The organism is Paenibacillus sp. FSL K6-2859 (genome assembly GCF_038008265.1).
In the GTDB taxonomy this organism is placed as follows: Bacteria; Bacillota; Bacilli; order Paenibacillales; family Paenibacillaceae; genus Paenibacillus_AQ; species Paenibacillus_AQ nitricinens.
This window is the reverse complement of the sequence record NZ_JBBOYU010000001.1, coordinates 2,722,938-2,745,471: the sequence shown is the minus strand read 5'-3', so window position 1 is coordinate 2,745,471 and position 22,534 is coordinate 2,722,938. Positions and strand designations below refer to the sequence as shown.

Annotated in this window: 16 protein-coding genes and 2 pseudogenes; 5 read left to right on the top strand and 13 right to left on the bottom strand. The window is 45.1% G+C overall.

The window, feature by feature from the left end; translation table 11 throughout:
* Positions 1-72 precede the first annotated feature (72 nt).
* Positions 73-1,287 (top strand): MFS transporter, encoded by a 1,215-nt coding sequence (locus tag MHB64_RS11945; RefSeq protein WP_094871297.1) that lies wholly within the window; start codon positions 73-75, stop codon positions 1,285-1,287.
* Positions 1,288-1,389: 102 nt separating this feature from the next.
* Here MHB64_RS11945 and MHB64_RS11940 read toward each other — a convergent pair whose 3' ends face one another.
* The 3 genes from MHB64_RS11940 to MHB64_RS11930 are packed head-to-tail and all read right to left on the bottom strand — an operon-like array spanning position 1,390 to position 3,379.
* Positions 1,390-2,094 (bottom strand): SAM-dependent methyltransferase, encoded by a 705-nt coding sequence (locus tag MHB64_RS11940; RefSeq protein ID WP_341134489.1) that lies wholly within the window; start codon positions 2,092-2,094, stop codon positions 1,390-1,392.
* 41 nt (positions 2,095-2,135) lie between these two features.
* On the bottom strand, positions 2,136-2,435 hold the full coding sequence (locus MHB64_RS11935) for a hypothetical protein (protein WP_341134488.1): 300 nt from the start codon (positions 2,433-2,435) through the stop codon (positions 2,136-2,138).
* Positions 2,436-2,485: 50 nt separating this feature from the next.
* Positions 2,486-3,379 (bottom strand): LysR family transcriptional regulator, encoded by an 894-nt coding sequence (locus MHB64_RS11930; protein WP_341134487.1) that lies wholly within the window; start codon positions 3,377-3,379, stop codon positions 2,486-2,488.
* Positions 3,380-3,510: 131 nt separating this feature from the next.
* Here MHB64_RS11930 and MHB64_RS11925 point away from each other — a divergent pair, with 131 nt between their 5' ends.
* The gene (locus MHB64_RS11925; protein ID WP_094878776.1) at positions 3,511-4,251 is read left to right on the top strand and encodes an SDR family NAD(P)-dependent oxidoreductase; all 741 of its coding nucleotides are present in this window, start codon (positions 3,511-3,513) and stop codon (positions 4,249-4,251) included.
* A gap of 346 nt (positions 4,252-4,597) precedes the next feature.
* On the opposite strand, the gene MHB64_RS11920 is transcribed toward MHB64_RS11925, so the two are convergent.
* The 4 genes and pseudogenes from MHB64_RS11920 to MHB64_RS11905 all read right to left on the bottom strand — a co-directional run bounded on the left by MHB64_RS11920 (position 4,598) and on the right by MHB64_RS11905 (position 10,099).
* On the bottom strand, positions 4,598-5,035 hold the full coding sequence (locus MHB64_RS11920) for a cellulose binding domain-containing protein (RefSeq protein WP_341136070.1): 438 nt from the start codon (positions 5,033-5,035) through the stop codon (positions 4,598-4,600).
* 60 nt (positions 5,036-5,095) lie between these two features.
* Positions 5,096-5,320, bottom strand: a pseudogene (locus MHB64_RS33900) (X2-like carbohydrate binding domain-containing protein); the annotation flags it as partial.
* A 63-nt stretch (positions 5,321-5,383) separates the two neighbouring features.
* A pseudogene (locus tag MHB64_RS11910) lies at positions 5,384-8,506 on the bottom strand (X2-like carbohydrate binding domain-containing protein); the annotation flags it as partial.
* Between the two features lie 351 nt (positions 8,507-8,857).
* Positions 8,858-10,099 carry a purple acid phosphatase family protein gene (locus MHB64_RS11905; RefSeq protein ID WP_341134486.1) on the bottom strand — a complete coding sequence of 414 codons (1,242 nt, stop codon included), beginning with the start codon at positions 10,097-10,099 and terminating at the stop codon, positions 8,858-8,860.
* Positions 10,100-10,318: 219 nt separating this feature from the next.
* Between MHB64_RS11905 and MHB64_RS11900 the strand changes: the two genes are divergently transcribed.
* The 3 genes from MHB64_RS11900 to MHB64_RS11890 are packed head-to-tail and all read left to right on the top strand — an operon-like array spanning position 10,319 to position 13,679.
* Entirely contained in the window at positions 10,319-11,032 is a 714-nt protein-coding gene (locus MHB64_RS11900; protein ID WP_341134485.1) for a polyphosphate polymerase domain-containing protein, read from the top strand.
* Between the two features lie 2 nt (positions 11,033-11,034).
* On the top strand, positions 11,035-11,763 hold the full coding sequence (locus MHB64_RS11895) for a DUF4956 domain-containing protein (protein WP_094874550.1): 729 nt from the start codon (positions 11,035-11,037) through the stop codon (positions 11,761-11,763).
* A 32-nt stretch (positions 11,764-11,795) separates the two neighbouring features.
* Positions 11,796-13,679 (top strand): CotH kinase family protein, encoded by a 1,884-nt coding sequence (locus MHB64_RS11890; protein ID WP_341134484.1) that lies wholly within the window; start codon positions 11,796-11,798, stop codon positions 13,677-13,679.
* A 209-nt stretch (positions 13,680-13,888) separates the two neighbouring features.
* On the opposite strand, the gene MHB64_RS11885 is transcribed toward MHB64_RS11890, so the two are convergent.
* From MHB64_RS11885 to MHB64_RS11860, 6 genes are all read right to left on the bottom strand, one after another.
* Positions 13,889-14,530, bottom strand: coding sequence for a DUF1775 domain-containing protein (locus MHB64_RS11885; RefSeq protein ID WP_094874552.1), 642 nt, complete (start codon positions 14,528-14,530; stop codon positions 13,889-13,891).
* 50 nt (positions 14,531-14,580) lie between these two features.
* Positions 14,581-15,246, bottom strand: coding sequence for a response regulator (locus tag MHB64_RS11880; RefSeq protein WP_094874553.1), 666 nt, complete (start codon positions 15,244-15,246; stop codon positions 14,581-14,583).
* Positions 15,243-16,061 carry a sensor histidine kinase gene (locus MHB64_RS11875; RefSeq protein WP_094874554.1) on the bottom strand — a complete coding sequence of 273 codons (819 nt, stop codon included), beginning with the start codon at positions 16,059-16,061 and terminating at the stop codon, positions 15,243-15,245. Before MHB64_RS11875 ends, MHB64_RS11880 begins: the two co-directional genes overlap by 4 nt.
* 245 nt (positions 16,062-16,306) lie before the next feature.
* On the bottom strand, positions 16,307-17,260 hold the full coding sequence (locus MHB64_RS11870) for a hypothetical protein (RefSeq protein WP_341134483.1): 954 nt from the start codon (positions 17,258-17,260) through the stop codon (positions 16,307-16,309).
* Between the two features lie 20 nt (positions 17,261-17,280).
* Positions 17,281-18,201 carry a cysteine synthase A gene (gene cysK, locus MHB64_RS11865; protein ID WP_341134482.1) on the bottom strand — a complete coding sequence of 307 codons (921 nt, stop codon included), beginning with the start codon at positions 18,199-18,201 and terminating at the stop codon, positions 17,281-17,283.
* Between the two features lie 153 nt (positions 18,202-18,354).
* Complete coding sequence (locus MHB64_RS11860; protein ID WP_341134481.1) at positions 18,355-22,251, bottom strand: discoidin domain-containing protein; 3,897 nt, start codon at positions 22,249-22,251, stop codon at positions 18,355-18,357.
* Between the last annotated feature and the right edge of the window lie 283 nt (positions 22,252-22,534).

Here is a 22,534-nt window from a genome sequence, read left to right as displayed (position 1 = left end):
ACATGTCGGATCTATCATCTCAATAAGGGTGGAGCTTCATTACAGACAGAAGAAAGGTTGAACATCGGCACCATGAACGCAATTCCAAGCCTCAACAAGGAACCAGCCCGTGTGGAAAAAACACGCAAAGAACCTTTCCCCATCTCTATTCTTTCGCTTACGGTAGGCGCTTTTGCCATTGGAATGACTGAATTTGTCATCATGGGTATTTTACCAAATGTAGCCAAGGATTTACAGGTTAGTATTTCAACGGCAGGCCAGCTCATTACGATGTATGCCCTTGGGGTAGCCGTCGGCGCTCCTATCCTAACCATCCTTACACAACGAATTCCGCAAAAGAAACTGTTATGCCTGCTCATGGTATTATTTATTCTAGGTAACGGAATCTCAGTATTTGCTCCAAACTATGCCGTTCTTATGATAGCTCGGATCATCACAGCTTTAACACACGGAACTTTCTTTGGCGTGGGCGCAGTGATCGCTTCTAATCTGGTCAAGCCCAATAGGAGGGCCGGAGCCGTATCTATTATGATGGCGGGTTTAACGATAGCCAATATTGTTGGCGTTCCTTTAGGAACATTTATTGGACAAAGCATGGGCTGGCGCGCCTCATTTGCTGCGATAGCAGTCATGGGAGTCGTTGCACTAATCGGCATTCTTATTTTCATTCCAAAGCTTAAACAAGACAAACCTGCTAGTGTAATCCAGCAAATTTCTGCGCTAGCTAATCCTAAATTGCTTCTATTCTTACTGATCGGTGCGCTTGGTAACGCCAGCTTGTTCACGGTGTTCACTTATATTGCGCCCCTGCTTCAGCAGGTGACCGGATTTGCCGAGCATAGCGTGACATGGATTCTAGTCCTCTTTGGCTGTGGTGTAACCATCGGAAATATCATTGGTGGGAAGCTAGCGGATTGGAAGCTGATGCCTTCTATCGTGGGACTTTATTTTGCAGTTAGTGTCATTCTTACGATTTTTTCCTTTACAATGCACAGTCCAATTGCTGCGGTCATTACAATCTTCTTCTGGGGTTTGGTGTCCTTTGCGGTTATGCCAGGACTACAAATACGGATCATGAGTCTGGCTCAGGCCGCTCCCGCACTCGCTTCAACGACTAGCCACTCCGCAGGGAATCTAGGGAATGCAACGGGTGCCTTCATCGGTGGATGGGTCATTTCTCATCTTGCGATTACTTCGCTGCCATGGGTCGGTGCCGTTCTGGTAGGACTCGGTCTGGTACTTGGGATAGCTTGTTATATAGCAGAACGTAAAGAGAAAGTAGCGTAATTTTTTATAGGGCAATATTAAAAAAACAAGGGTGTCTCCAAAGCGATAAAAATAGCTTAGAGACCCTCGTTTTTATTTTACAAACTATAGCTATCTACTATCTTATGGCTTCATTCTTCTAATGCTTAGCATCTGATTTGCCCCTTTTTGAAATTCATAAGGAACCTCCATCTCCGCCACAGCAAAGCCTTGTTGAACCATCTCATCTATTAGGCGATCTAGATGCTCATATCTTTTGCAAGACAGATCAACTAAAGGGAAAATACGAAGCTCTCCTCTAGTCACCCGCATAAGTTCATTAACAGTCCTTAGATGAAAATCATAGTCCAGCCGATCATTATACGTAAATAGGAAATGCGCAGACAATGTCAGATCAAAATCCTCATCATTGAACGACAGATTAGGTAAAATCACAGGAACATATCGCTTCGGGGTTTGTCTCTGATCCTTGATGTTATCGTTTAAAGCCTTACTTCTCGCTTGTGTTAAATCCTCTATAGACTTGAAGTAGTCCCATACAAAATTGCCCTGTACCTTATCCAACTCAGACATAGCATGCTCAATATCCTGAACCCCTTTATCTCCAAGCTCTTCCGCAGAGTAGTAATAAGCGATATCCGCAGCAGTCACGTCACTCCCTAACTGATTCGATATCGCTGTAAAAGAGCAGGCACCTGCAGGACAATCTAAAATCCGCCGGCCTACAAGATCCGCTTCTTGCAATTTGAACATCTGCAAATACTCTTCAAAGGTCCTTCCAATAAAAACAATCCTCTCTAACTCAAGCTTTCCCTCTGCTCCGCTCATCTCATCTCACCTTTCCTCATCTCGGCTAATAGGCTCGCTTTTCACTTCTGTTTAAATATATGTATAAGATAATCTATAAGAAGTCCTAAAATTAGGAACGTCCCAAAATGAATTACATACGTGGGGAATTTGACGCTGATTAGTATACTGCTTGCAGCCCATTCCGTATTATTAACATCAACCATCCAGTTTGCAAAGGGCTGCATAAAGATCAGCGTATCTATAATTGGATTAAGTCGCACAAGAATGATGTTTGCAATCTCAATCCCCAAATAATCACCCAGACAGATGATGATACTAATAATCGAAAGCCAGAAACTGAATTTCCTCCTAAAAAACATCAAACACCGCCCTCTCTATTTTTTCTATTTCTTAACAATTCGTTTAAAATTCAAAATATCCTTGTTGAGATTAGTTCCTGCTTTAAAAAATGATACAATCTGGAGCTCGCTAGCTTGAACGGATAATCCGAAAGTTTGCATAGGATTCCGCAAGTCATATCAATCATTTCTCCCTCCAGCTTCCGCAATACCGTTCCTGCAGGCGCTGGATTCAGCATAATCTCAGGGACAAGAGCGACACCTAAACCACTTTCCACAAAATATTTTAGAGCTGTCATGCTTCCAATCTCCATAGTATCTACTGGTGCTCCACCTGATTCCTGCAGCACATTTTCTAGTTTTTTGCGATAAGGACAGTTCACTGCCGTTATAAGTAACCGATGAGCCCGTAAATCCTCTGGTGTGATATTCTCTTTGGAAGCTAACGGATGCTCTTCTGGCATAAGTAATACAAATTCCTCCGTAAATAAGGGTTCAAAATAAAGCTCTTTCCCCAGCTCTGGCGCTGAACAAACAGCCATATCAATTTCGCCTCGCAAAAGTAGTTCACTGAGTGCAGCGGTTCCCGCGATCTCCACGGAGACCCTCACTTTCGGAAACTGCGTCATAAAACTACTTAACAACTGCGGCAAACGATAGCTCGCCGTCGGATCCGTTACCCCTATGCGGACGCTGCCAGCCTCGCCTATCTTCAAATCGGCCAAACGGCTCTGTAGCCGCTCCATATCCTTAACAATATGTAAGCTCTCTTCATAAAACAATCTACCAGCTTCTGTTAAGCTGATTTGTTTTCCCCGCTCAAGCAATTGACATCCTAAGTCGGATTCAAGCCTCTGCATTTGCATCGTGACCGTTGATTGAGCATAATTCAATGCCTCTGCTGCACGGTTAAAGCTTCCTGAAATCACAATGGCTTGAAAGGTTTTTATTGTTTTTTGATCCATTCCTGAGCCCTCCACTACTTAGTTCAATTAAATTGAACCAAATCTTCAATTAATTCAATTATACGAAATCCGATAATCATTATAGAATACTCTCTATCAACAACATATGCCAACCAAAGGAGTGAATGAGGATGAATCTAAACCATAAAGTAGCCTTAGTAACTGGTGGTGGTACTGGAATTGGCATGGCTGTAAGTCTGGAATTAGCCCGACGTGGAGCCTTTGTTGCAGTGAACTATTCCAGATCCGAGGCAGAAGCTAATGAAACCGTGAATACGATTATAAATCAAGGTGGGCAAGCGATAGCAGTACAAGCCGATGTTTCTAAGGATCAGGAAGTGCGAAGTATGGTTCATTCGATTATTCAGCATTTTGGGACGGTTGATCTGCTGGTGAATAACGCCAGTATTACTAAACATATTTCGCTGGGTGATCTGGAAAAAGCAACGGAGGAAGTCTGGGATGAACTATATGCTGTAAATGTGAAAGGAATGTTTTTTTGCGCCAGAGCAGTTGCACCGTATATGCATAAAAGTGCCTCAGGAGCCATCGTCAATCTCGGCAGTATCGCCGGAAACACGGGATTAGGCTCCTCCCTTCCTTATGCCGTCTCCAAAGCTGCTGTTCATGGCCTTACGAAGTCTCTAGCTCATGCGCTAGCTCCAACGATTAGAGTGAACTGTGTCGCACCGGGTGCTGTTGCTACTCGATGGTGGTCTGGTCGAGAAGAACAGATGCATCAATTAGCCCCTAATCTGCTGCTCCAGCGTATTTCATCCACTGAGGATATTGCTCAATTCGTCTGCGCAACTCTGGAACAGGAAGCCATAACCGGGCAGATCATTACTGTAGACAGTGGACAAACATTGTAACAACAAAAACAGCTAATCGTATGTCAAAGTGAAGCATCGAATAATTAGGGAATTTCTCCCTGAAATTCTGAGATCTTCGATCATCCAACTAACAATTAGGGAAAACCTCCCTGTAATTTGGCTGATTTGGTGAAAAATTAAGAAATCGCCCCGATTTTTAGGGAGGAATTCCCTATTTTTGCTCATTTATAGCGAATAACGGCTATTTTCAGGGAGTTTTTCCCTAATTATTCTCTAGCCTACACCTGGCCATGGTTTGGCCTATTCTATAAAAAAGAAGCCGCCCCAAAAGTAGAAATCTCTACTTTTAGGACAGCATTTTCAATGTAATGCTTGGTGAAGATTCTTAGTTAGGTTCACTACCCCAAATCAGATTCCCTGAGACGTACACGGGTGTTTTGGTCCAGTCCACATAATTGGTATCCATCGCATTGAAGGAATAATCTCCAGTTTGCGTGTAATTCGTCCAGTCCTCTTTAGACACACGCACCTGGATATCGATGCTGCCACCCGCAGCAAGTGAACCTGCTGCACTTGTGAATCCGATCTCAAAATAATAATCCGCATCCGCTTTAGCGGTTGGCAGCTTCACAAACGCTCCAGTTACATTCGCACTTCCCACCTGTGACCAATCGCAGAAGAAGCTTTGCGGCTTCTCCCCATCAATCGTGTAATAGTATCTTAATTTCACATCAGAGAAAGTAACTGCACTTGTACTCGTATTCACCAGTTTAAACTTTGGATTCAGTGTATTTCCAGAAGCAGATAATGTACCGTTATACATCTGTACCTTCAGTGCTGCTGTAGGAGCTACTGTCGTATCTGCAATGGTGATCGCCAAGGATTGCGCAGCTCCTGCACTAAACTCAAAAGATAACGTTGTTGTTCCTAACGCTTGTGTCGCTAGATACGATTTTTTAATCGTCACCGTCGATCCGCTGACTGTGTAATCCGTTCCAGCTACGAGCGTTGCTGTTCCGTTCTTGATCGTGCTGAGTGTGTTTCCATTCAGCGTCATAGTTACTGCTACGTCTGCTTGATTCGCTATTTTCTTATCGAAGCCTGCAGTTGTTGGTGTTATCGCGGAGTTGGATATAGGTGTTGTCGTATCTGTCACCGCAACCGCTAAGGATTGCGTAGCTCCTGCGCTAAAGCTGAACGTCAGTGTAGTCGTTCCTAACGTTTGTGTCGCCAGATACGATTTTTTAATCGTCACCGTCGATCCGCTGACTGTATAATCCGTTCCAGCTACGAGCGTTGCTGTTCCGTTCTTGATCGTGCTGAGCGTATTGCCATTGAGCGTCATAGTTACTGCTATATCTGCTTGATTCGCAGTTTTCTTATCAAAGCTTGCTGTTGTTGGCGTTATCGTGGAGTTGGATACTGGTGTTGTCGTATCCGTCACCGCAACCGCTAAGGATTGCGTAGCTCCTGCGCTAAAGCTGAACGTCAGTGTAGTCGTTCCTAACGTTTGTGTCGCCAGATACGATTTTTTAATCGTCACCGTCGATCCGCTGACTGTATAATCCGTTCCAGCTACGAGGGTGGCTGTTCCGTTCTTGATCGTGCTGAGTGTGTTTCCGTTCAGCGTCATGGTTAGTGCTACATCTGCTTGATTCACTGTTTTCTTATCAAAGCTTGCGGTTGTTGGCGTTATCGTGGAGTTGGATACTGGTGTTGTCGTATCCTTCACCGTAACTGCCAGGGATTGCGCAGCTCCCGCGCTAAAGCTAAACGTCAACGTGGTTGTTCCTACCGCTTGTGTCGCCAGATATGATTTCTTAATCGTCACCGTCGATCCGCTGACTGTGTAATCCGTTCCAGCTACGAGGGTGGCTGTTCCGTTCTTGATCGTGCTGAGTGTGTTTCCGTTCAGCGTCATGGTTAGTACTACATCTGCTTGATTCACTGTTTTCTTATCAAAGCTTGCGGTTGTTGGAGTAATGGTTGAGCCTGTAGCTGGTGGATTGACAGGGTCAGCATACAAAGTGCCTCGGCCATTCGTTCCAAGATATACACGTCCGTAAATTCTTGGGTCACCAGTAATCGCCATATTAATCTTGGCGTATTGGTGGGCATCGTCATTAATACGAACCCAAGTTGCGCCAACATCATCAGAACGGAAGACACCCCGCACGCCATCAATCTTCGCTACCGTGTACAGTGCCATGTAAGTTTGACCCGGCGCAGGCATTCCATAACCAATGAGATCAGCTTCTTGTACGTTGCTTAACTTTGTGAAGCTCGCACCAGAGTTCGTGGAGTGCCACAAACCATACTTATTCTCAGTCGTATTTCCTCCAGCAAACCAGAGGTCACCTTCAATACCGGGAACGGCCTTCATACTGATCTGAGCTTCATTCGGCTGTAATCCAGCTACATTATTCGTTGGGAATCCTGAAGCTGAAGTGGCAGTAAATGTAGCTCCGCCATCCACACTAACATAGAAGACCCCAGCAAAAAATCCATAAAATTTGCTAGCATTCACTCGGTCAGATGCTACTTTTGCTCCTGCAGGTAATCCTGTGCTAGCTGTCCAAGAATTCCCTGAAGTTTTGGAGTAGTACACACCAATATCCGAGGTGCTCCACAGTATGGAGTTCCCAGTTGCAGACACTGCAACTTGTCCATGCCCTACTGTTGTTTTGGTCCCATTTGAAGGTTCGGAATTTGGCATGTACCAGTTCACTCCACCATCGTTAGAGATACCAATGGATTTCATACTTGGTGTCTTCTCTTTATCTGCGCTGCCTACCCGTACCATATAAGACGGACTCAACTCAGCATAATCAATGCTCATTGTTGTTGCCCATGAAGGACTGGTCTGGAATTTAGTTGGAGCTACCGACAAATCCTCATGACGGAAACCAGAAACGTCACCAAGTGCAGTGATTAAATGGGAGGTTCCTGTTGGCGGGCTTATCAGTCCGAGCACAGCCGTTTCCTCCACACCCTTTGCCATAACAGAGATATTCACCTTGCCTCCGGTATCCCATGAGGTCAAATTGTTCGAGCCATAAATGGTAGCCCCCGTACCATACATCATCCGGTTAGAGTTGAATGGGTCAATCTCCAGATCGCCCATCATCCAGCCGAGCTTCGGTGAAGGATCAAGCGAGGTCGAAGTCGTTCCATGATCGAGCCAAGGTGCTGCTGTGATATCCATACTGAACTTATAAGTTCGTTCTGGATAATTGCCCCAGTCCCAAATCCGGCTCCATGTTGCACCACCGTTCGTACTGCGGAAAATCACTTCATCAGGCCACCAAGCGTTTAAACTGGATACCATAACTGTGTTAGGATTTTGAGCATCCAAAGCTAAACCACCGAAGCCATACCAATTATCCGTTCCGGTTGAAGGACTGATATTCGTCCAAGCACCGCTTGTTTTATTGTATTTCCAAACCTCACCTTTACTTCCGTCATAAGGACCTACACCGTTGCTATAAGTAATATACAGATCGCCTGTAGATGAAAGCACGCCATGATGTGGCAAATAGCCCGTAGGTTGTCCTGCCAGAGCTGTCCAAGTCACGCCTCCATCTGTACTGCGATAAACACTGCTTGCTGTGTCGGCAACCCCTACATATATCGTTTGAGTCGCATTGCCAAGTGTTCCTGTGCTTTTATCAAACGTAATCCAGGATAAGCCCACGAGATCATTTCCATAATCCAGTGTCGGATTCTGAATATATGTTCCTACATTCGTAAAAGAGGTTACCTTCGCCCAAGTCACACCGGAGTCCGTACTTTTCCATAGTCCATTACCACTTCTGGCTCCGAAGAATAAAATATTATTCTTATTCGGGTCGATGACGAGGCGTTCACCCGCAGAGCGGCCCGGCATATTGCCACCTACCTTAAAAGGCAGTGGAGTGGTTTGCCAAGTGTTTCCCCGGTCACTAGAGCGCATGATCTGACCGTTATTATCCCAGGAGTTAGTATAAGTGCCTGTTGCCATATAGACTTTGTTTGGATCAATAGGATCTGTAGCAAGGGCATCCACGCCATTCTTATTCCAATCCACCCAGCCTACGGAGTCACTAATTGAAGTCCAACTAGAGGTAGCCTGATTCCAGCGATAGGCACCCCCGATATCTGTTCTGGCATAAATTAAATTGGGTTCAGACTGATTAAAAATAATACCGGGCACAAAGCCCCCGCCTGCTCCCGTTACAACACTTTTCCAGGTATACGGTTCACTTGAAGCTGCATGGGTAGTAGCTGGGAATGCAGAGAATAAAGAGCCTACCATCGCGCCAAGCAGGACTAATAGTCCTGTTTTTCGGATACGGTTACGAATCACGTTTTACGCCTCCTACAATTTTATTGGTTTGCTTTTTCTTTTCTCCTACTCTTAATCCCCCGCTTCATCCCTCCCCCAAAACATGAATTTCTAAATATACTGATAACGCTTTCATTATAATGTCAATCTTTTTCATTATCGAGAGAAAATGGTTATCTCTTTATGAAGTTTGTCACTAAAAATCGTACCATTTTCACACCATAGCTTACATTTCACAAAAAAACAGACGCCACCTTATAAGATGACATCTGTTTCTCGATGGTTTACTTTATTGATTTGTTGCGCAAAAGCTATTACTACTTAATGCGTAAGCACAAATTCATCCAGCATTTTTCCATCCACATCATAAGCTTGATAAGTTAAACTATCCTTGGTAACACTAATCCCTGCGAACATTTGCTTGTAGTTTTGAAAATGTACCGCATGATAGAACTGATCCTCTTTTTTCTCGTTAAATTTCCTTCCGGAGGCATTGGTCACCACATATACAGTCCCTCGGTAAGCCCCTTTAGGAATCTCGCCTTCTGGAACGATTGTTCCGCCTCGCAACGGGTAGGATCTGGAGTACTCATGATTATGACCCTGCAGTACCAAATCAACCTCATATTTATCAAAAATACCTGTCCAATCTTCTACTTTCTTATACGAATTCCCCCCGTAAGCCGGTCGGTGCATAGCGACTATCTTCCACTTCTTATCTGTTTTCTTTAAATCTTCTTTGAGCCACTCTGTTTGTTTTTTAATATTACTCTCTGTATTCAATACTGTGATATGCACAGGTCCGTAATCGAACGAATACGAGGTGCCTGCAATGGAGCCTTTTGCCCCGTTATCTGGCAGGTTGAAATGTGAAATATAATACTTCGCGTCATCATCCACCTCATCATGATTGCCTGTGACTGGCATTAACGGGATCCCTGAAATCCAGCCCTGAATATTGCTAAAAAACTCATCCCAGCCCGCCGAATCTTCCGGGTTCTCCGTCAGATCCCCGTTATGTACAATAAACTTGGCTTCTGGAAATGTCTGAAAAGCCTTATTCATTGTCTTCCCCCACAGTTTAAAATCCTCCGCAGACTCTCCTTGGGAATCTGTAACGTTGATAAACGTAACACTATCGAGTCCTGTCTCTTCTGTGGTGAATTCTGCAACTGTACTCCATTCCCCCTCAATACCACTGCCCACCCTGTAAGAATATAACGTCCCAGGCTCAAGTCCGGTTACCTCAGCTTTATGAACACCTCTGGTACCCTTATCTGTTTTTATAGAACTGCTATCTGCTTCTACCCTTAATACATCCGAATTTGCAAAAGAGACGACCTGTCCCTTTACGAACTCCAAAATTCCTGCGGCATTGGAATCATTAGTATACCAAGTAAACGCACGGCTCGTGCCCGCATCTCCCTTAAAGGTGGTGATCAGATCAAACGGGGTTGATGATTTCGCGGAACTCCCGGATTTGGACCACTCCATCCCAACAGCCACCAAGAGTAATACAATCACTAAGATCCCTAGGATGATGGCGAATTTATAGTCTTTCATCACGGTTCCTCCTTAAGTCCACTCTCTAGTCTTCTAACTAAGATAGCCTTCCAGAAAGTCAGAAGTCAAATTCATAGATCCATACTTTTGTTAACGCAGTGTAAAACATTCAGCTAACATTCAGTCTATTTTAAGTTAAACATAAGGTCTGTCTCCTAGAATTAGTTGTGCAAGAAGGTTAGCCAACAACAGAGATAGAGATAGAAACGAGGTGGGAAAATGAGTAACAAGCTGCAATTCCGGCATGAGCTAAAGTTCTTTATTAACTATCATCAATACCTTATATTGCGCCAGCGATTACAGAGCTTGATTGATACAGACCAACACGCCAATGAGAGTGGCGAATATCATATTCGCAGTTTGTATTTTGACGACATCAACAATACAGCACTTGCCGACAAACTTGGTGGTCTCAGAGAACGCGCCAAATATCGGATTAGAATTTACAACATTCAGGACCATATCATTCACTTTGAGAAAAAAATAAAAATGGACGATTACATCGCTAAAATCAAAGAGCCGCTGACCCGTCAAATGTACGATGAGATCATGGCAGGCAACTATGAGGTCCTAAATGTCCCGGACAGTCCACTGTTCATGGAATTATACAATCAAATGCGCCACAACCTGCTTCGGCCGAAGGTCATCGTGGATTATGTTCGCGAGCCCTATGTTTGCCACAACGGCAATGTGCGGATCACGTTCGATAAGGATTTACGTACTGGTCTGCATTCGACGGATATTTTTGATAAGGATTTGCATCCGATTCGGGCGATTGATGAGAACTTCATTATTTTTGAAGTGAAATTCGATGAGTACATTCCGGAATATATTAAAATTGCGCTGCAGTTAGAAGGGCTGAACAGACAGTCCGCTTCAAAATATGTGATCTGCCGCAAATTTCTAAAAACCAACACTTGGGAGGATTATTGATTATGAATGCATCACTTGCATCGCTAGCAGCAACTGCAACCTCAGATACAACCACAAATACTTTTTCAGATATTATTAAAAATTCGGTGATGGACAACTTTGTATCCGATATTAGCATCTCGAAAATGCTCATCACGCTGGGTGTAGCTTTTCTGATCGGCTACTTCATCTATCTGCTCTACAAACGTGTATTTAGCGGAGTATTGTACTCTAAAAGCTTCAATGTCTCCCTAATGGGCATGACCATGATTACAGCCACTGTTATCATTGCCATCAACTCTAACCTTGTGCTGTCCCTCGGTATGGTCGGTGCCTTGTCCATCGTTCGTTTCAGAACGCCGATCAAAGATCCGACAGATCTGATCTTCTTATTCTGGGCCGCTGTCGCAGGGATCGTAACTGGCGCAGGATTCTTCACTTTAGCTATTGTTGGTTCGATCATCATCGGTCTAATTCTATTTCTGTTCATCAAACATTCTGCTATCGAAACACCCTACTTACTGGTCATTAACTGTGATAGTGATGAAAGTGAACGTGAAGTTCACAGCCATATCACCAAATCTGTGAAACGTTATAATGTGAAGCAAAAAACCGTATCCGCAAACAATATTGAATTGACACTGGAGCTTCGGCTGGATGATAAAGTAGGCGGCTTTGTCAACACTGTCTCCGATCTTAAAGGTGTCAAAAATGCACTCCTGATCAGCTATAGCGGCGACTATGTATCTTAATTATTACAACAAGATGAAGGGCGGTGCCACAGATGAAAGCCAGAGGTAAATCAATCCTGCTGAGTTTTTGCTGCCTGCTGCTGGTCATCGCCGTAGTTGGTTGCCAGAACACAAGTCCATCTGCAACAAATAACAATGCGTCAGATACGCAGGAGAAGGTGATTTCAAGCGATGAGAAAAGTTTAGACGATCAGGTTTTCCCAAAAGACAAGGTCGTCGATGTCAAAATCACTCTGGACCCGGATGATTTTCAGGATATGCTGGATAATGCCAGCGCGGAAGAATATAAAGCCGCATCCGTGGAGTACAATGGCATTAAATTTGATAACGTGGCCGTACGGACCAAAGGAAATCTTAGTCTCAGAAGTGTAGTACAAATGACAGACTCTGATCGCTACAGCTTCAAAATATCTTTTGATGAGTATGTGAACCAGAATCTGTTTGGCATTACAAAGATCAACCTGAATAATAATTACAGCGATGCTTCTTATATGCGTGAGTTTCTAACCTATGAGCTCGCTGAAAGTGTCGGACTCCCAACACCGAAATATTCCTTCGTCAATGTATATGTCAACGATGAACTAAAGGGCTTCTATCTCGCGGTGGAACAGATCGGTGATGCTTATCTGGAACGCAATTTTGGCAACGCTTATGGAGCACTTTATAAAGGCGTTATGACTGGCCAGGGCAGTGATTTGACTTGGCTTGGCGATGATCCATCGCTATATACCGGACTAGAAATGAAATCGGATAAATCCAACGATGATATTCTCATCGACATGCTGGATGAGCTTAATAACGGGAATGATTATGAAAAATACATCGACGTAGAGGAATCCTTGAAGTATATCGCTCTAAATGCGGTAACGGCTAATATGGACAGCTATTTAGGTGGTAATAAGCAAAATTATTACCTGTATGAAGATGATGGAGTCTTCTCCATACTGCCATGGGATTATAATATGGCCTTTGGGGGTATGGGTAGTGCAGATGTGCTGATTGACGAGCCCACTCAAGGCACATTGTCAGAACGTCCGCTGATTGCGAAGCTGCTTGCTAACGACGAATACAAAGCGAAATATCACGAGATTGTCAGCGAGATGATTAATGGCTATCTAGCAGGCGAAACTTTCCAAACTCGGATGGATCAGCTGGACATGATGATTTCCAGCTATGTCAAAGCGGATCCATCTGCTTTCTATACCTTTGAGCAATATGAAGAAGGGATTAAGTCTGTTAAGACCTTCATGTCGAACATGGCAAAAAATATCCAACAGCAGCTCGACGGCACCATCCCTTCCTCCGGTGACGGATCGGGAAGCGGTATGAGTGGTGGTATGGGCGGCGGTGGCTTTGGTGGCGGTGCTAGGAATGGCGCAGCACCGGGAGCCGCTGGTACTAACGGCGACAGTGCTGCTGCTGGAATCGACGCTACTGCACAGAGTGCCGAAAGTGGGCAAGCACCTACGGATGGGCAGGCTCCCCAAGGTGGCACAGGTGGCGAACCTGGTGCCATGGGCGGACCTGCTATCCCTGAAGGCGGCAATGGTCCTGGCAGTAATTCACAAGCAGCGGCTGGTGGGCAGACCAATCAAGCTGACCAAACCGCTACTAACGGGCAGGCTCCCCAAGGTGGACAAGACAACACCAATGGGCAAGCTGTCCAAGGTGAATTTAACGGAGGTGCAGGCGGTGAGCCCGGTGCCATGGGTGGACCTGGATTCCCTGAAGGCGGCATGGGCGGTGGCGGCTTTGGTGGCGGCATACCTGGAGGTATGGGCGGTGGTGACTTTGGTGGCGGTGGTGCTGTCCAGCAAAAAGGCAGTACGAGTGAAGCCATCACAACTGGCGTCGCAATCCTTCTCTTGCTGCTGACCGCAGTTTTTGTAACCTTTTATAAGCGGAAACGTCTGTAGTTCAGTAAAGTTATCCTTATTATCCAATCATTCATACAAGAAGCCTCCGTCGTTTAATCGCGGAGGCTTCTTGTATGATCCCATATCATTTGTGAGCTCCACACAAAAAAACCGTGAACCGTTTCATACTTCACTACGAAACGGTTCACAGTTATAAGTTCAATCTTCTTTTTCATCCTACTCTGATCACGGAATACAACGATTCCACCTTACTCTTTCCGACCACGCAAAATGCTTATGGCCGCTATCAAAAAGGCAAGTAAAGATATCCCGACTGCGATATAGACCATTGGATTGACACTGGTTGAGTTGTTCTCATTTTCCATGATGGCATTATGCTCTTCCATGCTCATACCGTTGTCACTGGAACCATGAGAATGCTCACTACCACCGGAGGCTTGTACAATCGTAGTAATAGAATGCGGATTCTCTGTTCCAGCCTCACCGGACCATTGAACCAAGCTTCCATCGGCATAGTGCTGATAAGCATTCCATGCGATGTCGCCAGCGGCATCAGGGTTCTTAGCCGTGAAGTAGAATCGTTGGAATTGTCCTGCTTTAATTCCTTCTCCGTTAGCGATCCAGCTAACTTTGTTCCCGTCAATAGTAACATCCCAGCCTGGTGTAGCTTCATATTGCTTAAACTCGGCACCTGCCGGAATTCGTAGATCCACTTGTACAGTTGCCACTTCTTTTTCTGAAGGGACTTTAAGTGTGTAAGTCTCCCAAGCTCCAGTACTGGATTGTGCTGGGGCCACGGTTACGTGTGCGCTAGCTACAGCTGCAAACAATAGTAGCGTTGCAGCCGCTGGTGCGAATAGTGTCATTATTTTACGAGATAATCTGTTCATGGTTAGCCTCTTCTCATCCATAATTATATAACTTCATCCTTAACTTCTTGCTATACATCTTTAGAAAAATCCCGTTTACGTGAAGCAAGCCCTTGCTCCAAGGCATAGCGCGTTAGCTGTGTACGGTTTTGTAGTTGAAGCTTTTGGAGAATGTTCTTCAGATGATTTTTTACGGTATGCTCCGAAATCCCCAAGCTTAAGGCAATCTCCTTGTTCTTCGATCCAGAAGACACACAGCTCAAAATTTCTTTCTCCCTTGCCGTCAATGACTCCCCTTCATCCGTTACAGCAGGTACGGTGAACTCTTTCAAGATTTGAAAAGCCAGCTCCCGACTTAGGGGCGCTTCTTCATTAACAATGGCCTGCAAATATTGAATCCAGGTGGAAGGTGCCAGATTCTTTAGCAAATACCCCTGTGCACCTTGCTTCAGCGCTTCGAGGAGATGGGAAATTTCGTCCGATACCGTAACGATAACGATTTTGACATAGGGATATTCCTGCTTGATCCGGCGAGTAGTCTCCAAACCGTCCATCACAGGCATCTGAATGTCGATTAGAATGAGATCAGGCATCCATTGTGCTGTAAAAGCGATTGCCTCAGCGCCACTCTCCACTACACCAATGACCTCAAAACTGTCATCCATGGACAAAATCTCACACATAGCCTCACGTGCATGCGCATGATCATCCACAACTAAAACCCGGTATCGGCTCATAGACTGACTTCCCCTTTCATAATTTCAACCTGGGTGCCTGTGTCACCAGAAGTCAGCCTAAGCTTCCAGCCCATCCCCTCAACACGTTCCTTCATGATCTGAAGTCCATAGCTGCCACTCACTTCAAATGGATCATGCTCAAATCCCTCTCCATTGTCTGCAACAACTACTCTCCAGCGCTTCTCATCGCCAGCTCCAGTAATTGAAACCAGCCCCGCTCGTGTATGCTTGCGAACATTAATGATCGCTTCGCGGATACAGGATAACAATTCTGATTTTTCTGAAGGGAAGAGCGCATCATCTTGCAGGCTCCAATCGAGAGAGGCTTCGATCATAATCTCATTTGCCATCTGGGCTAACTGATCTTTTACCGACTGTTCCAATGAAAAAGAACTCTGTTCAGAGACCGGTATCTTCAGATTAGCGATGGCCTGCCGCACATAACGATTCACCTCATGGACCGTCTTTTTGATCTGATCCACACTTTCCTCACTGACTCCACCATTCTTGCGGCTTGCTTCTAGCCGGTCGATTTTGACAGATAAGAGGAATAAAGATTGCGCCATCCCATCATGCAGTTCCTTGGCTAGTCCTTCCCGAGCCTTCATTGCGTCTTTTAGCGCACGTTCCTGCTCCAGCTCCCGCTGATTTCGCTCCATAAGAGAAAACAAAGGAAGTAGCAATACAAGACTGACCAAAAACACAAGAACCGGCGTCAAATAGTTCCCCAAGTCCATTGAAATATAAGGCATTAGAAACTGATGGCGTACGACTTCCCAGATCCCTACCATTAGCGTTGGCAGTAACAGGATCATGTACTTTATTCGTGTATACGTTGCCGTCCCCTCCTGCACATCTTATGAATAACATTATCACCGTCTTATCTTAGCCACATGACTCGATCGGGCTATATTGACCTATTAATGTTACAAATTTAAGTATTTTAAAAGATGAATGCCGACATTTATACTATCATAAGCAAGCTTTCTTATATTGTAGCAAAAAAAAGATACATCTTACGATGCACCTAACCATTTCTACGTTTACAGTGAATTCCTATCTATATCGGCGAAGTATACCGTCCATATTGGATGTCCATTTCCTTAAATGAATCTCCTTCTTTGTGCAAGAAAAATGTATTGACTCCCTCTGCCCCCCACCAGTTCATACCGACTAGCGGACCCTCAGAGGTTTCAGCTACAAAAAGAATAGAGAACATTTCAGGCCTGACCTCTCCGCCATCATCCACCCGCCAAACTGAATATTCATCGCCTTGAATCACCGCCGGATAGTCCATGAAGGTAAATTCATCTTTTTCTTTCCAGACAAGACTAAATAACATCTCCTGATCCAACCTTACAAATTGAACGAGATACAGCTGCCGATTTGCAGATAGGTCTGCCAGCTTCCATATTTTCTGAATTTCACGTTTTTTCGTATCTACAATACGCTCTCGAACACTTACTTCCACAGTAGACAAAGCTTCTTGACCCTCTAAAGTTTCAACCGGCAAAAGCGCATCAACCTTAAAGTCTATTTGATCCGTCAAATAGTAGGTTTCATCCGGGGTCGCACTTTCCTCTTCCACCGTATAAAGATAACCCGCCAGATTCTCAAAATTATGCGCCATCTCCCGGCCATTACTGTTCTCTGTTCCATCCTGCCATTTATTAAATTTAACCTTTAATACATTCCCCTGATCACCAATAGCCTCATTTAATTGTGTCATCTCCTTGTCCAGCCCTTTTTCGTGCCCGGTGACTAGAATATTCCGCCCCTCTGCATCCGCAAAGCCAAAATTCCCTCTCAGCTTCTTGGTATCTAGATAAGCTTCTGTCTGCTGTATGCTTGGCGTTGGCTCTTCGCTAGGAGGAAGCGCTGGAGAAGGCGATACAGTTTCCGCACTTTGTTCCGGTGTAGAGTCTAAATGATCCTCATTACTCGTCAACGAGCTGTTTCCAGAACAACCCACCAACATAAGAACAATTAAGAAACTTATCATGACCTTATTCATTCTTATTCCTCCAAACGAAGTTAGAATATTCCCATGCTCAGGTAACGTTCCCCTGCATCAGGCGCAATACATAGCACTCGCTTGCCGGGTCCGAGGCGCCGTGCTTCCTGCAATGCAGTCCATACTGCGGCACCACCTGATGGACCGAGCAGAATCCCTTCCAGTGCAGCCAGCGTTCTCAACGTTTGCAATGCATCTTCATCCGAAACTTGAACGATTTCATCGTAGATCTTCGTATTCAGAATGGCGGGTACAAAGCCCGGACTGGTTCCAACCAGTTTATGCGGTCCGGGCTTTCCCCCGGATAACACTGGCGAGCCTTGCGGCTCAACAACAAGAATACGAATATCAGGAAGCTGCTCACGCAATACTTCTCCAGTTCCTGTAATCGTGCCTCCTGTCCCTGACGAAGCAACGAACACGTCCAGCTTTCCTTCCATTTGCTCCATAATTTCAAGCGCTGTCGTTGTCCGGTGAATGTCAGGGTTCGCTTTATTCTCGAATTGCTGTGGAATAAAGCTGTTCGCCACTACTTTCCCCAGCTCGATTGCTTTCGCTATAGCCCCCGGCATCCGCTCCGCTGCAGGTGTCAGGACCACTTCAGCACCATAAGCCTTTAGAATATTGATTCGTTCCTTCGTCATATTATCAGGCATGACAAGAATCGCTTTATAACCTTTTGCAGCGGCATTCATAGCCAATCCAATGCCTGTATTTCCACTTGTCGGCTCTATAATAGTCCCTCCGGGTTTCAGTAGCCCAGCTAGTTCTGCTTGCAGAATCAGATTATAAGCGGCTCTGTCCTTTACACTGCCACTGGGATTGAAGCGTTCCAGCTTTACATATAGTTCTGCATCTTGGGGTGTGGTCAACCGATTTAGTCGCACAACCGGTGTATTCCCAATCAGCTCAGTGATATTGTTAACAACAAGGGATGTCATTCCTAGAGCCTCCTTCAATTCTTTTCCTTCCATTATTGTAACTTGAGCGGCACCTCCTGTCGATTCAGACCTCCCGTTCCTCTAACCTGAAACAGCCGCCTCCGCATTATAAGCGGAGACGGCTGTTCATTACTGGCATGGTATCAATGATTGTTAAGGATTCACGTTAATCGTAAAAGTAGATGTATTATTCTTAATATTCGTTACCGTGTTCGTAATCTTCAGATTGTTGAAGGTTGCTGAGCCTCTGGCTGGACCTTGACCTGCCTCAGCTGCTTCATTCACCCAGATGCCCACCCCGGATTTACTATCAAAAGCATCGCCGCTCTTCTGCGCACCGGTAATTGTAACATTATTAAAGATGGTATCTGTTACTGGGAATTGTGGAGTGGAACCTACATAGTTGGTCTGGAACATGATGCCATGATAGGTTGGATCAATGATATCCACATCATTGACTCGGATACCTTGGAACACCTTGGATGCCGAGAATACCCAGATCGCCGGGAAAGTCTGCGCGCCCCAGAAATGCCCACCTGCACGAACAATAGAAATATTCTCAAAATTCGTAGTAGGTGAAGCTCCGAACCCATTCATCGGATATCCAAAGTCTAACGAGCTGATCGTAATTCCAGAGTAGCAAAGTGTATCTGCAATATAAATGTTACGGAAGGTATTTGCGTATCCACCATAGACAGCTACACCAGCAGCACGCCAAGTCAAAATGGAAGTGAGGTTCTCATAGATATTGTCTTTCATATCTGCACCGCCGGAATCAATCGCCGAGAACAACGCAAAGCTATCATCACCTGTTGCCCGTGCTTCAATATTAGATACAAGGTTGTTCGTGCTTCCATTCGTCATATTAATGCCGTCCGCGAAGGTGTTACGGATACGCGAGTTTTTAATCACCATGTTATCCGTATTGGCACCCCAGTACATACATACCTGATGTTCAGTCCAGATGTTATCGATCGTAATGTTCGCCACATTGGAGAAATCAAATACTTTACCAGGACCGTCGATACGTGAAGTATAGTTCCCGAAATAAGCGAAATTTGCAAAGGTAGACCCATTTGCTGTATCACTGGCTCGGAATCCGACATCAGTATTCTCTTGGGTGGTTGGAGCTATAAATCTTGTATACCAAGGGCCAGCACCGATTACCTTCACTGCCTTGCCGTAGACCTGAAACTTGCTAGAGGTCTGATAGTTGCCGGCTGGCAAATACACCCCAACGAGATTTCCTGTGGTATCCATGCGTACTTTATCTAGCGCATTTTGGACATCCTGATGCGTAAAACCTGCAGGAACAGTATATTTAGCCGGATCTGGATTAGCAATCGGTGAAACCTGCTCTAGACTGATGAAGTCAATGGCGTATTGAGAAGTGTTCGCTGTATCTTTTTGTAACCGGATCGTACTTCCTGCCGGAATCGTGCTATCAAACATAATGTTTGCTTCATCATAAATATGCCGCGGTGAACCTGCGCTTGGCGAATTACCAGGACTTGTCTCAGAACCGTACAACCATGCATATTTAGAGGTTAAGTTAATTGCCTTGTTAAAGACACCATTCACATAGATGTTAAGCGTAGCATTTGTGCCATCACCACTCGCTGAATCAGGAATCGAGAAACGAGTAACCAGCGTGTTCGTGCTGGCTTTTGTCGTGAATTCAACATAGCTACCTGTGGTGTTCAGAGTAACTGCTCTTCTGCCTGAAGCCTCACCTGCCAGATCACCAATGGTCCGATTAGCTGAAAGCTTCACGGCCCCACCACCAATAACACCATCCTCAGCCTCATACATGTCGTAAGGCATGTTCGCACCTCGACCGATGAATAGAGACTGCGTCTGAATATTATTAGCCCGTTTTACAGGCAGCTCATTAGCATCTACTGCAATTTCACTCTTCACAGTATATTTTCCATTTCCTGCTGTCCAATTGCCAAGAGCGACAGGCGCTGTGGTTACGCCACTTGCGATCACACCGCTATAGGTGCCTGTAAGAGTCTTAACTACCGCATTAGTTGTAGCATCTAAAACCGTCAGAGTTATGTTATGCGCCCCGCTCGCGGAAGCTGCTGTACCTTGATTCTTAATGGCAACTGAGAAGCTTACAACGTTGCCGGCTGCTGGATTTCCAGGTGTCCAGCTGACGGAGGAAGCCACCAGATCAGAACTGGATACAGGTGCAATAATAAGGGAAGTCGGGCTAGTGAAGCTATTATTTCCCTCATTTGATTCAATCACTGTATTATTCTCATCGACCTTTGCACTTAAGGAGTAGGTAGCTGCGTCTTTTGCGCCCATATTCAGAGACACATTCGTTGATGCACCAGCTGCTAACGCCCCCACGGGGCTAGTGCCTACAAGTGTTGTGCCCAAGTAAAAATTCACATTAGTTGCGGTAGAAGCAAGGGTGCCGATATTCTTAACTGTTGCGTTTAGAATAATGGCATCCGTCTCTACTGGAGCTGCTGGTGTCCATGTAAGAGCTGTGACCGTTAAATCTGGATTTGCAGATGGTGTACCCATCACTTGAAATTCAGCAATTTGTCCAGCACTTGAACCAGAGTTAGTGGTGATCTTCAGCTGCAATTCACTAGCCGTAGCCGTTACCGGAATCGTCACTGTATTGCCGGTTGCTGGGTTAAAGGTATACACGGTCGCAGGTACAAGGCTAGTAAAAGCCGTTGTATTCTGATTATGCCCAAGCACTTGAATGGTCTGGGTACGTGTCGACCAGGCTGATGCAGGATTCAGCTTGAGTACAACCGATGTAATATCGGCATTGCTGCCCAAATTAACCGTTAAGGTATTCGGATAACTTCCCCCTGCCCCTTCCCAATAAGTGGTCACATCACCGTCATTCGCATTGGTCTGCACAAAGGTAAAGACAGAGGAAGAAGCTGTTATCCCTTTGTTCAACGCCAGATTAGAGCCCGCCCCAGGTGTTGGGGTTGCTGATGGCGTTGCCGTCGGTGTTGGGGTTGGTGTTGCTGTTGGGGTTGGTGTTGCCGTTGGCGTCGGTGTTGATGTCGGTGTCGGTGTCGGTGTCGGTGTCGGTGTTGGTGTCGGTGTCGGTGTCGGTGCTGTTGTTGGGGCTGCTGTCGGTGCTGAAGATGGAGTAAGGATCAGGTTGTCCAGATTCACATTTCCAGTATCACCAGCATCATATTTATAAGTAATTGTGTTAGCGCCAGCATTCAAGGCCAGCGTTTCAATCTTTGTGGACCATGTGTTCCAGTTGGATAGATTAATAAGCGAAATTTGCTTTATTTTCGTCCCATTTACATAAATGCTAATTGTTTTTGTGCTGCCTGAAGCATTTGCATATTTCAATGCAGCATCATAGTTTCCAGCAGAGACCACATTGACACTAAATGCAGTCGTCGCTCCTTGCGCTAGATAACCATCTACAAAACCGGTTCCGGTATAACCAGTATGGTCTGTATTAACTTTTGCTCCCCCGGATAAAGAGGCGTTTTCTGCTTCATATCCTGTCGTTGGAAGTGTTGTAGTGCTGCCATAAATCTCAAATTCCGATAACTGGGCTGCTGACCATCCTGTATTTGCGGTGAACTCCAATTTAACATATCTGGCGCTTGCAGCCGTAAAGTTAATGGTTACAGTATTAGATCCGCTTGCAGGATTAAATGTATAATTGGCTGAGGTAGCTAAGGTAGTGTACGTTGAGTCATCTGAGCTCCCTTGCACCGACAAGGTTTGGGTTCTTGCTTCCCAGTTCGTCGGTAGTTTTAGAACGACCTGATTGACGCTGTTTACGTCACCTAAGTCCACTTTAATCCATTGCGGGAATGCGTTGCTTGCACTTTCCCAATACGTTCCTTGGTTTCCATCATTAGCATTAGCTGCTACGTATACATCACCAAATGAGCTTGAAGTAATCGTCTTCCCTTGGGCTAAATTCCCCGCCGCTAAACTCACCGAGGGATATAACGCTAATTGACCTACAAATAAAATGACAATTAAAAAATACATCACTGCTGACTTACCCATAATTTTTTTAGAAGCTGCTATCATTAGAGAACCACCTCCCAAAGATTTTGTGAAGCTATGCAGCTATTAAGAATACGCTTTCAAAATAGTATTGTTATAGACATTCGCCTCCTAAAACTGATCTGATAGTGTTCCGACGAAACTTAACAATCACTCTCTATTATTAGCTGCCAGTCATCCTCCTGTATCCTTGACTCTCACTTTAACAAGTCTCTGAGATGTATCAAGTGATTGACCATAACTAACTAATAATGGTAATAATATAAGTTATAGGTAGATATCCGTCGATGGCGATTTCTATGCTTTC

Bases quoted from the DNA above. Each gene is read 5' to 3' on its own strand.
- MHB64_RS11945 (WP_094871297.1), top strand. From the start codon at position 73: ATGAACGCAATTCCAAGCCTCAACAAGGAACCAGCCCGTGTGGAAAAA.
- MHB64_RS11940 (WP_341134489.1), bottom strand. From the start codon at position 2,094: ATGAGCGGAGCAGAGGGAAAGCTTGAGTTAGAGAGGATTGTTTTTATT.
- MHB64_RS11935 (WP_341134488.1), bottom strand. From the start codon at position 2,435: ATGTTTTTTAGGAGGAAATTCAGTTTCTGGCTTTCGATTATTAGTATC.
- MHB64_RS11930 (WP_341134487.1), bottom strand. From the start codon at position 3,379: ATGGATCAAAAAACAATAAAAACCTTTCAAGCCATTGTGATTTCAGGA.
- MHB64_RS11925 (WP_094878776.1), top strand. From the start codon at position 3,511: ATGAATCTAAACCATAAAGTAGCCTTAGTAACTGGTGGTGGTACTGGA.
- MHB64_RS11920 (WP_341136070.1), bottom strand. From the start codon at position 5,035: ATGTATAACGGTACATTATCTGCTTCTGGAAATACACTGAATCCAAAG.
- MHB64_RS11905 (WP_341134486.1), bottom strand. From the start codon at position 10,099: ATGAAAGACTATAAATTCGCCATCATCCTAGGGATCTTAGTGATTGTA.
- MHB64_RS11900 (WP_341134485.1), top strand. From the start codon at position 10,319: ATGAGTAACAAGCTGCAATTCCGGCATGAGCTAAAGTTCTTTATTAAC.
- MHB64_RS11895 (WP_094874550.1), top strand. From the start codon at position 11,035: ATGAATGCATCACTTGCATCGCTAGCAGCAACTGCAACCTCAGATACA.
- MHB64_RS11890 (WP_341134484.1), top strand. From the start codon at position 11,796: ATGAAAGCCAGAGGTAAATCAATCCTGCTGAGTTTTTGCTGCCTGCTG.
- MHB64_RS11885 (WP_094874552.1), bottom strand. From the start codon at position 14,530: ATGAACAGATTATCTCGTAAAATAATGACACTATTCGCACCAGCGGCT.
- MHB64_RS11880 (WP_094874553.1), bottom strand. From the start codon at position 15,246: ATGAGCCGATACCGGGTTTTAGTTGTGGATGATCATGCGCATGCACGT.
- MHB64_RS11875 (WP_094874554.1), bottom strand. From the start codon at position 16,061: ATGATCCTGTTACTGCCAACGCTAATGGTAGGGATCTGGGAAGTCGTA.
- MHB64_RS11870 (WP_341134483.1), bottom strand. From the start codon at position 17,260: ATGAATAAGGTCATGATAAGTTTCTTAATTGTTCTTATGTTGGTGGGT.
- cysK (WP_341134482.1), bottom strand. From the start codon at position 18,201: ATGACATCCCTTGTTGTTAACAATATCACTGAGCTGATTGGGAATACA.
- MHB64_RS11860 (WP_341134481.1), bottom strand. From the start codon at position 22,251: ATGATAGCAGCTTCTAAAAAAATTATGGGTAAGTCAGCAGTGATGTAT.